Source organism: Streptomyces sp. NPDC057654 (genome assembly GCF_042800135.1).
Taxonomy (GTDB): Bacteria; Actinomycetota; Actinomycetes; order Streptomycetales; family Streptomycetaceae; genus Streptomyces.
Window position 1 is genome coordinate 1 of record NZ_JBHVHQ010000248.1, and the last position, 10,130, is coordinate 10,130.

At 72.0% G+C, this 10,130-nt stretch carries 6 protein-coding genes; 2 read left to right on the forward strand and 4 right to left on the reverse strand.

Going from position 1 to position 10,130, the window contains the following annotated elements; translation table 11 throughout:
* Window positions 1–87: 87 nt before the first annotated feature.
* From xylB to ACFU99_RS19710, 4 genes are all read right to left on the reverse strand, one after another.
* Window positions 88–1,491, reverse strand: a complete 1,404-nt coding sequence (gene xylB / locus ACFU99_RS19695) for a xylulokinase (protein ID WP_384393574.1) — start codon at window positions 1,489–1,491, stop codon at window positions 88–90.
* 167 nt (window positions 1,492–1,658) lie between these two features.
* A complete protein-coding gene (locus ACFU99_RS19700; RefSeq protein ID WP_384393577.1) occupies window positions 1,659–2,615 on the reverse strand; it encodes a ribokinase in 957 nt (318 codons plus the stop codon).
* An 86-nt stretch (window positions 2,616–2,701) separates the two neighbouring features.
* Entirely contained in the window at window positions 2,702–4,654 is a 1,953-nt protein-coding gene (locus ACFU99_RS19705; RefSeq protein ID WP_384393580.1) for a substrate-binding domain-containing protein, read from the reverse strand.
* The gene (locus tag ACFU99_RS19710; protein WP_384393583.1) at window positions 4,644–6,215 is read right to left on the reverse strand and encodes a sugar ABC transporter ATP-binding protein; all 1,572 of its coding nucleotides are present in this window, start codon (window positions 6,213–6,215) and stop codon (window positions 4,644–4,646) included. The genes ACFU99_RS19705 and ACFU99_RS19710 overlap by 11 nt, the downstream gene beginning before the upstream one ends.
* 189 nt (window positions 6,216–6,404) lie before the next feature.
* Here ACFU99_RS19710 and ACFU99_RS19715 point away from each other — a divergent pair, with 189 nt between their 5' ends.
* The gene (locus ACFU99_RS19715; RefSeq protein WP_384393586.1) at window positions 6,405–8,621 is read left to right on the forward strand and encodes an ATP-dependent RecD-like DNA helicase; all 2,217 of its coding nucleotides are present in this window, start codon (window positions 6,405–6,407) and stop codon (window positions 8,619–8,621) included.
* Window positions 8,622–8,817: 196 nt separating this feature from the next.
* Entirely contained in the window at window positions 8,818–10,107 is a 1,290-nt protein-coding gene (locus tag ACFU99_RS19720) for a citrate synthase (protein WP_363130839.1), read from the forward strand.
* Window positions 10,108–10,130 lie beyond the last annotated feature (23 nt).

Sequence of the window (10,130 nt, forward strand, 5' to 3'; positions counted from 1 at the left end):
GTCGTACACATTGGCTCGTACACATCGGCTCGATTCTTCGCATGGCGCCGACGGCGGCTGTGCGCCCTCAGCAGGCGCCAGCGGGCGTCAGCCGTGCATCGACGCGCGCGCCCGCGCGTACGCCGCCCGGACCCGGCGGCCCGGCTCGCCGTCGACCGGGGCCGGGATCAGCCGTTCGCCGGTGAGCGGCCACGACGGCGGCTCGGGGGCGCCGGCCAGCGCCCAGGCGGCCTGGCGGGCCGCGCCGAGCGCCACGTACTCCTCGGGCTCGGGCACCGTGACCGGCGCCCCGAAGATCTCGGCGGCGATCTCGCCCACCACCGGGGCCTTCGCGGCGCCGCCGATGAGCAGCACCCGGCGCGCCTCGACGCCCCGGCCGCGCAACTCGTCCAGCGCCTCGGCCATGTTGCACAGCATCCCCTCCACCGCCGCCCGCGCGAGCTGCGGCGGCCGCATGTTGCCGGTGCGCAGGCCCAGCAGGCTGCCCGCGGCGTCCGGCAGATTGGGCGTGCGCTCGCCGCCCAGATAGGGGAGGAAGACCAGACCGTCCGCGCCCGGCTCGGCCGTACGGGCGAGGAGGTCGATGTCGCCGAGGCCGGTACCGATCATCCGGGCGGTCGAACTGAGCACCCGGGCTGCGTTCAGCGTGCACACCAGCGGCAGGAAGCGGCCGGTGGCGTCCGCGAAACCGGCGACCGCGCCGGACGGGTCCGCCGTGGGCTCCTCGGATACCGCGAAGACCGTGCCGCTGGTGCCCAGCGAGACGACCACGTCCCCCGGCCCGATGCCGAGCCCCAGCGCCGCGCCCATGTTGTCGCCGGTGCCGGGCGCGACCAGCGCGCCGTACGGGGTGCGGCCCGCGCTCTCGTACGGGGCCAGTACGCGCGGCAGTGCGGGGGAGCGGCCGCCGAAGGCCAGTGAGAGGAGGTCGCGGCGGTAGTCCCCGGCGGCCGGGGACCAGTAGCCCGTGCCGGAGGCGTCGCCGCGGTCGGTGACCGGTTCGGCGCCCGAGCCGGGGCCGCCGCGCAGCCGCCACGTCAGCCAGTCGTGCGGCAGCATCACCTGCGCCGTGCGGTCGGCGAGAGCGCTCTCGTGCTCGGCCATCCAGCGCAGCTTGGACACGGTGATGGCCGCGAGCGGCACGGTGCCGACGGCCTCGGCCCACCGCTGCGGGCCGCCGAGTTCGGCCACGAGATCGGCCGCGGCCCCCGCGGAACGCGTGTCGTTCCACAGCAGCGCGTCGCGCACCGGCGTCCCCTGGCCGTCCAGGGCGACCAGCCCGTGCTGCTGGCCCGCGACCGCGACGGCGTCCACGTCCGCGAGCAGCCCGTCGCCCGCGGCGAGGAGCGCCTGCCACCACGCCTCCGGGTCGACCTCGGTGCCGTCCGGGTGCGAGGCCCGGCCCTGGTGCAGCACTTCTCCGGTGTCGGCGTCGCAGACGACGACCTTGCAGGACTGAGTGGAGGAGTCCACTCCGGCGACTGTCGGCATGGCGGATCCACTTCCGTACGGGAATGACGCCTGGTCAGGCGCGGGGACGCCCTTGGATCCTAGGGGCGGGGTCAAGGGCCGGGGGCTGGGGAGGGGATCAAAGCCGTGGAGCCCGGCACCGCATGATGCGGTGTCAGGCTCCACAGCGCAGTCATCAACGACGGGCGTCAGGACGGCACGTCGCCGCCGGGCAGCTCGTCTCCCTCCGCCGGATAGGACTCCTGGGCCCCGGCCCGCGTCACGGCCGCCGCCGCGACCCGCGTGGCGAAGCGGACCGCCGCCTCCAGGCCGTCGCCGGCGCCCAGCCGCCAGGCCAGGGCCGCCGTGAAGGCGTCGCCCGCGCCGGTGGTGTCCACCGCCGCCACCTTGATGCCGGGCACCCGGACCGCCGCCTCTTTACCTCCTCCATCTGCATCGTTCGCCTCCGCGAGGAGCGCGCCCGCCGCTCCCAGAGTGACCACCACGGACCGGGGGCCGCGCTCCAGGAGGGCCGCGGCCCACGCCTCGGGCTCGTCGGAGGCCCCCGCCGGGTGACCGTCGAGCAGATAGCGGGCCTCGTGCTCGTTGACGATGAGCGGGTCGCAGGCCGCCAGCACATCGTCGGGCAGCGGCGCGGGCGGCGACGGGTTGAGGACGACGCGGGTTCCGGGGCCCGCTGCCCGTACCGTCTCGGCGACCGTGTCCAGCGGGATCTCCAGCTGGAGGGAGACGACCCGCGCCGCCGCGAGCAGGTCGCCGGACGCCCGTACGTCCTCGGGCGAGAGCCGGGCGTTGGCCCCGGGGGAGACGACGATGCTGTTGTCGCCGGATGGGTCGACGGTGATCAGCGCGACGCCGGTGGGTGCGCCGCCGACGAGGACGCCGCCGGTCTCGACGCCCGCCGCGCGCTGCGCGTCCAGCAGCAGCCTGCCGTGCGCGTCGTCGCCGACCCGGGCGAGCAGGGCCGTACGGGCGCCGAGCCGGGCGGCGGCCACGGCCTGGTTCGCGCCTTTGCCGCCCGGATGGGTGACCAGGTCCGAGCCGAGTACGGTCTCACCGGCCAGGGGGCGGCGTTCGACGCCGACCACCAGGTCGGCATTGGCCGAGCCGACGACCAGCAGGTCGTAGCGGTGCGCGCCGTGCATGGTGATGTGTTCCTCTCGCATAGATAAAGACAGCGGGCGGAGGTTTCAGGAGAAGCGCCTCAAGAGAAGGGCCTCAGAGAAGTGCCTCAGGAGAAGTCCGCGACGTTCTTCGCGGTGACGACCTTCACCGGCACCTTCACCGACTCGCCGACCTTCTCCCCCTTGGTCAGTCTGACGGCGTTGCGCACGGCCAGCCTGCCCAGCTCCTTCGGCTGCTGCGCGACGGTCGCGGCCATCGAGCCGTCCTCAACCGCCTTGAGCCCCTCCGGGGTGCCGTCGAAGGCGACGACCTTCACGGACTTGCCGGCCTTGGCGCCCAGGGCCTTGACCGCGCCCAGCCCCATCTCGTCGTTCTCGGCGAAGACGCCGGTCACGTCCGGGTGCGCCTGGAGGAGGTTGGTCGTCACGTCCAGTCCCTTGACGCGGTCGAAGTCCGCGGGCTGCCGGGCGGCGACCTTGACGCCGGGGTACGCCTTCAACCCCTCCCGGAAGCCCTGGCCGCGCTCGCGGGAGGCCGAGGTCCCGGCCGTTCCCTGGAGGACCAGGATGGTGCCCTCGCCGTTCAGCTGTTCCGCGAGGGTCTTCGCGGCCAGCCTGCCGCCCGCGACGTTGTCGGAGGCCACGAGGGTGTCGACGGACGCCTTGTCGACGCCCCGGTCGGCGGCGACGACGGGGATGTCCGCCTGGCCCGCGGCCGTGACGGACGGGCCCGCGGCGTCCGAGTCCACCGGGTTCACGATCATGGCCTTGACGCCCTGACTGGTGAAGTTCTGGACCTGGTTGGCCTGCTGGGAGGCGTCGTTCTGGGCGTCGGTGACGGTCAGTTCGACCCCGGACCGCTCGGCCTCGGCCTGCGCGCCCGCCTTCAGCTGCACGAAGAAGGGGTTGTTGAGCGTCGACAGCGACAGCCCGACCTTGGTCTCCGAGCCCGACGAGCCGGGCCGCAGGAACACCGCGGCCAGCGCCACCGCCGCCACGGCCGCCGCGCCGGTCGCGATCTTCACCGGCCGCCCGCGCAGCGGCCCGCGGCCGGGCCCGGACGCGCCCGCGGGGGCCGGGGAGGCGCCGGCGCGGCGGCGCAGCGTGTCTAGGAGCACGGCCAGCGCGATGACCGCGCCGATGACGACCTGCTGCCAGAAGGCGGACACGGACAGCAGGTTGAGACCGTTGCGGAGGACGGCGAGGATCAGCGCGCCGACGAACGTGCCGGACGCCTTGCCGACGCCGCCCGAGAGGCTGGCCCCGCCGATGACGACCGCCGCGATGGCGTCCAGCTCGTAGCCGTACGCCGCCTGCGGCTGCGCCGAGGAGAGCCGGGAGGCGAGGACGATGCCCGCGACGGCCGCGAAGGCACCCGACAGGGCGTAGATCACGAGCTTCTGGCGCCCCACGCGGATGCCGGAGAGCCGCGCCGCCTCCTCGTTGCCGCCGATCGCGTACATGGCGCGGCCGATGTACGTACGGGCCAGCACGACCGCCGTGACGACGCCGACCGCGACCATCACGATGACCGGTACGGGCAGCCAGCCGCCGAGCGTGTCGCCGAGGCCGGAGACGGCGTCGGGAACGGAGATCGGGCTCCCCTGGGAGACGACCAGCGCGAGGCCGCGCCCTATGGAGAGCATCGCGAGCGTCGCGATGAACGGCGGCAGCTTGCCGAACGCGATCAGCGCGCCGCTGGCCAGGCCGCAGGCGATGCCCGTACCGACGGCGAGGACGACCGCCAGCCATACGGGCAGTCCCTGGGAGGTCGCCGTCCAGGCGAGCACGGTGGCGGACAGCGCGGCCACCGAACCGACCGACAGGTCGATGCCCGCCGAGACGATGACGAAGGTGACGCCGAACGCGAGGATCGCGGTGACGGCGGCCTGCACGCCGACGTTCAGCAGGTTCTGGGTGGTCAGGAAGTCGCCGGACAGCAGCGACAGCGCCACCACCAGCACCGCCAGGGCGCTCAGCGCGCCGTTGTCGAGCAGCACCCGGCGCAGCACCGGGGCCGCGCCCGTAGGGCGGTCGCCCATCAGAGTGTCAGCGGCCACGGAAGCCCTCCCCTTCTCTTTCTTTCGCCTCGTCCGGCCGGGTCCGTACGGCCAGGGCCATCACGGCGTCCTGCGTGGCGTCCCCGGCGGCGAGCTCGCCCGCGATCCGGCCCTGGGCCATGACCAGGACCCGGTCGCTCATGCCCAGCACCTCGGGGAGGTCGCTGGAGACCATCAGGACCGCGTGGCCGGAGGCCGTCAGTTCGTTGATGAGGCGGTAGATCTCGACTTTCGCGCCGACGTCGACGCCGCGCGTCGGCTCGTCGAGGATCAGCAGCTTCGAGGCGGCCAGCAGCCACTTGCCGATGACGACCTTCTGCTGATTGCCGCCGGACAGGGTCCGTACGTGCTGGTCGAGGGAGGCCATCCGGACCCCGAGCCGCTCGGCGATCTCGGCCGTGGCCCGCCGCCGTCCGGCCCGGTCCACGAAGCCCGCGCGGGTGGCGCGGCCGAGGGTGACCAGGTTGAGGTTGTCGTGCACGGAGGCGTCCGGGAGGAGGCCCTGGCCCTTGCGGTCCTCCGGTACGAGGCCGATCCCGGCCTCCAGCGCGGCGTTGACGTCGTGCCGGGGCAGCGGCCGGCCCGCCATCTCGACGGTCCCCGCGTCGTACGGATCGGCGCCGAACACGGCTCGTACGACCTCGGTGCGGCCCGCGCCGACCAGCCCGGCCAGGCCCACGACCTCGCCGGGCCGCACCTCGAAGGCGATGTCCTGGAAGCTGCCGCTCCGGGTGAGGCCCGCCACGCGCAGAAGAGGGGCCGCGGCCGGTTCGGCGCCGGTGCTCTCGCGCGGGTACTGGGCCTCGATGGAGCGGCCGACCATCAGCCGCACCAGTTCGTCGTGCGGGGTGCCGGCCGGGACCTGGGCGACGCTGCGGCCGTCGCGCAGGACGGTGACGCGGTCGCCGAGAGCGGCGATCTCCTCCAGGTGGTGGGTGATGAAGACGACGCCGACACCGTTCCCGCGCAGGGTCCGGACGATCCGGAAGAGCTTTTCCCCTTCGTCGGCGGTGAGCACGGCGGTCGGCTCGTCCATGATCAGGACGCGGGCGTCGAGGGAGAGTGCCTTGGCGATCTCGACCATCTGGAGCCGGGCGATGCCCAGTTCGCGTACGCGGGTGCGCGGCGGGACGTCGACGCCGACCCGGCCGAGCAGGTCGGCGGCGGCGCGCTCCATCGCCTTGCGGTCGATGAAGCCGAGGCGGCGGGGCTGGCGGCCGAGGAAGATGTTCTCGGCGACGCTCAGGTCGGGTACGAGGTTGAACTCCTGGTGGATGGCGGCGATGCCGTGCCGCTCGGCGTCCTGCGCGCCGTGGATGCGTACGGGCTCGCCGCCGACGAGGATGCGGCCGGCGTCCGGGCGGTGGGCGCCGGAGACCATCTTGACGAGCGTGGACTTGCCCGCGCCGTTCTCGCCGAGCAGGACGTGCACCTCACCGGCGCGCAGGTCGAAGTCGACGCCGTCGAGCGCGACGACGCCGGGGAAGGTCTTGCGGACGCCATCCAAGCGGAGGAGCTCTGCGGGGGCCGGTCCGTTCACCGGCTCCGGACAGTTCGTCAACGGGCACTCCCTTCGGGTTCGCCGCGGTGGCGGCGCTTGACGGGGCGGGCGGCCAGGGCGATGCACCCGCCGCCGGGGCTGTCGGCGAAATGGCTGGTCGGAGGGGTTCGCCGCGGAAGCGGAGCGGCGGCTCCCGGAAGTTATCCACAGGCCCGCACGAGTGTCCGGGCCCGGCGGTACCGTCGTGCCATGTCCCAGCAAGCGGTGCTCGAAGCGGTTTTGGAACGGATCACCTACGCCAACGAGGAGAACGGCTACACGGTCGCCCGTGTGGACACCGGCCGTGGCGGCGGCGACCTCCTCACGGTGGTCGGCTCGCTGCTCGGCGCGCAGCCGGGGGAGTCGCTGCGGATGGAGGGCCGCTGGGGCTCCCACCCGCAGTTCGGCCGCCAGTTCACGGTCGAGAACTACACGACCGTGCTGCCCGCCACCATTCAGGGCATCCGCCGCTATCTGGGCTCCGGTCTGATCAAGGGCATCGGGCCGAGGATCGCCGACCGCATCACGGAGCACTTCGGCACGGACACGCTCGACGTCATCGAGCAGGAGCCGGGACGCCTCGTCGAGGTGCCCGGACTCGGTCCGAAGCGCACGAAGATGATCGCGGCGGCGTGGGAGGAGCAGAAGGCCATCAAGGAGGTCATGGTCTTCCTCCAGGGGGTCGGCGTCTCCACCTCCATCGCGGTGCGCATCTATAAGAAGTATGGCGACGCCTCCATCTCCGTCGTGCGCAACGAGCCCTACCGGCTGGCGGCCGATGTCTGGGGCATCGGCTTCCTGACCGCCGACCGGATCGCCCAGTCCGTCGGTATTCCGCATGACAGCCCCGAGCGGGTCAAGGCCGGTCTCCAGTACGCCCTTTCACAGTCCACGGATCAAGGGCACTGCTATCTCCCGGAGGAGCGGCTGATCGCCGACGCGGTCAAACTGCTCCAGGTCGACACGGGTCTGGTCATCGACTGCCTCGGCGAACTGGCCGCCGACGAGGAGGGGGTGGTCCGCGAGAGCGTGCCCGGACCGGACGGGCAGCCCGTCACCGCGGTCTATCTCGTCCCCTTCCACCGGGCCGAGCTGTCCCTGGCCGGTCAGCTGCGGCGGCTGCTGCGGGCGGAGGAGGAGCGGCTGCCCGCCTTCCGCGCGGTGGAGTGGGACAAGGCGCTGGCCTGGCTCGCGGACCGTACGGGGGCCGAGCTGGCGCCCGAGCAGCGGGAGGCGGTGCGGCTCGCGCTGACGGAGAAGGTCGCGGTGCTGACCGGCGGCCCGGGGTGCGGCAAGTCCTTCACCGTGCGGTCGGTGGTGGAGCTGGCCCGCGCCAAGAAGGCCAAGGTGGTGCTGGCCGCGCCGACCGGCCGGGCCGCCAAGCGGCTCTCGGAGCTGACCGGGGCCGAGGCCGGCACGGTGCACCGGCTGCTGGAGCTGAAGCCCGGCGGCGACGCCGCGTACGACAAGGAGCGGCCGCTGGACGCCGATCTGGTGGTGGTCGACGAGGCGTCGATGCTGGATCTGCTGCTCGCCAACAAGCTGATCAAGGCGGTCGCGCCGGGCGCGCATCTGCTGCTCGTCGGGGATGTGGACCAGCTGCCGTCGGTCGGGGCCGGGGAGGTGCTGCGTGATCTGCTCGCGGAGGGCGGGCCGGTGCCGTCCGTGCGGCTGAAGCGGATCTTCCGGCAGGCGCAGCAGTCCGGCGTGGTGACCAACGCGCACCGCATCAACTCGGGTGCGCCGCCCATCACCCAGGGGCTGGCGGACTTCTTCCTCTTCGCCGAGGACGACACCGAGGAGGCGGGGCGGCTGACGGTGGACGTGGCGGCGCGGCGCATCCCCGCGAAGTTCGGCCTCGATCCGCGCCGGGACGTGCAGGTGCTGGCCCCCATGCACCGGGGGCCGGCGGGGGCGGGGACGCTCAACGGGCTGCTTCAGCAGGCGATCACGCCCGCCCGGCCGGATCTGCCGGAGCGCCGGTTCGGCGGCCGGGTCTTCCGGGTGGGCGACAAGGTCACCCAGATCCGCAACAACTACGAGAAGGGGGAGAACGGCGTCTTCAACGGCACGGTCGGCGTCGTCACCGGGCTGAACGCGGAGGAGCAGCGGCTGACGGTGCGGACGGACGAGGACGAGGAGGTGCCGTACGACTTCGACGAGCTGGACGAGCTGGCGCACGCGTACGCGGTGACGATCCACCGCTCGCAGGGCAGCGAGTACCCGGCGGTGGTGATCCCCGTCACCACCGGGGCGTGGATGATGCTCCAGCGCAATCTGCTGTATACCGCCGTGACTCGGGCGAAGCGGCTCGTGGTGCTGGTGGGTTCCAGAAAAGCGCTGGGCCAGGCGGTGCGGACGGTATCCGCGGGTAGGCGGTGTACCGCGCTGGACCACCGGCTCGGCGGTGGCATACGCGATGCATAAATATTCAACAGACTCCTGAGCGTCCCCAGGTTTCCCCAAGTGGGGCGAAGGGGGCAGTATGGGCAGGCTAGGCGGCACTGAGTGCCGCGCATAGGCCCTTTGGCCGACCCCGAGTGCACGTGCATGGTCCAAATGGGGGAAGGTAGAGGGAGTCAGGGCACCTCGAAGAAGAGGCACAACGTCGGTGAGGGATGACGTGAGCGACAACTCTGTAGTACTGCGGTACGGGGACGGCGAATACACCTACCCGGTGGTCGACAGCACCGTCGGCGACCAGGGCTTCGATATCGGCAAGCTTCGCGCCCAGACCGGTCTGGTGACCCTGGACAGCGGTTACGGCAACACCGCCGCGTACAAATCGGCGATCACCTACCTCGACGGCGAGCAGGGCATCCTGCGCTACCGCGGCTACCCGATCGAGCAGCTGGCGGAGCACAGCACGTTCCTGGAGACGGCGTTCCTGCTGATCAACGGTGAGCTGCCGACCGTCGACGAGCTGTCGACGTTCAAGGGCGAGATCACCCAGCACACGCTGCTGCACGAGGACGTGAAGCGGTTCTACGACGGCTTCCCGCGCGACGCGCACCCGATGGCGATGCTGTCGTCCGTGGTCAGCGCGCTGTCCACGTTCTACCAGGACAGCCACAACCCGTTCGACGAGAAGCAGCGCCACCTGTCCACGATCCGGCTGCTGGCCAAGCTGCCGACCATCGCGGCGTACGCGTTCAAGAAGTCGATGGGCCAGCCCGTCGTCTACCCGCGCAACGACCTCGGCTATGTCGAGAACTTCCTGCGCATGACCTTCTCGGTGCCCGCCGCCGACTACGACCTGGACCCGGTCGTGGCCAGTGCGCTGGACAAGCTGCTGATCCTGCACGCCGACCACGAGCAGAACTGCTCCACGTCGACGGTGCGGCTCGTCGGCTCCTCGCAGGCCAACCTGTTCGCCTCCATCTCGGCGGGCATCAACGCGCTGTGGGGCCCGCTGCACGGCGGCGCCAACCAGTCGGTGCTGGAGATGCTGGAAGGCATCCAGCAGTCCGGCGGCGACGTCGACACCTTCATCCGCAAGGTGAAGAACAAGGAAGACGGCGTGAAGCTCATGGGCTTCGGGCACCGCGTCTACAAGAACTTCGACCCCCGGGCGAAGATCATCAAGGCCGCCGCGCACGACGTCCTCTCCGCCCTGGGCAAGGACGACGAGCTGCTCGACATCGCGCTCAAGCTCGAAGAGCACGCGCTGGCCGACGACTACTTCGTGGAGCGCAAGCTCTACCCGAACGTCGACTTCTACACCGGTCTGATCTACCGGGCCATGGGCTTCCCGACCGAGATGTTCACCGTGCTCTTCGCGCTCGGCCGGCTGCCCGGCTGGATCGCCCAGTGGCACGAGATGATCAAGGAGCCGGGTTCCCGCATCGGCCGCCCGCGCCAGATCTACACGGGCATCGTCGAGCGTGACTTCATCCCCGTGGAGCAGCGCTGAGCGCCTCACGCTGAGCGCTTCGC

What these genes read in the sequence shown, in the direction of transcription:
- xylB (WP_384393574.1), bottom strand. Translation starts at nt 1,491, where the DNA reads ATGCCGACAGTCGCCGGAGTGGACTCCTCCACTCAGTCCTGCAAGGTC.
- ACFU99_RS19700 (WP_384393577.1), bottom strand. Translation starts at nt 2,615, where the DNA reads ATGCACGGCGCGCACCGCTACGACCTGCTGGTCGTCGGCTCGGCCAAT.
- ACFU99_RS19715 (WP_384393586.1), top strand. Translation starts at nt 6,405, where the DNA reads ATGTCCCAGCAAGCGGTGCTCGAAGCGGTTTTGGAACGGATCACCTAC.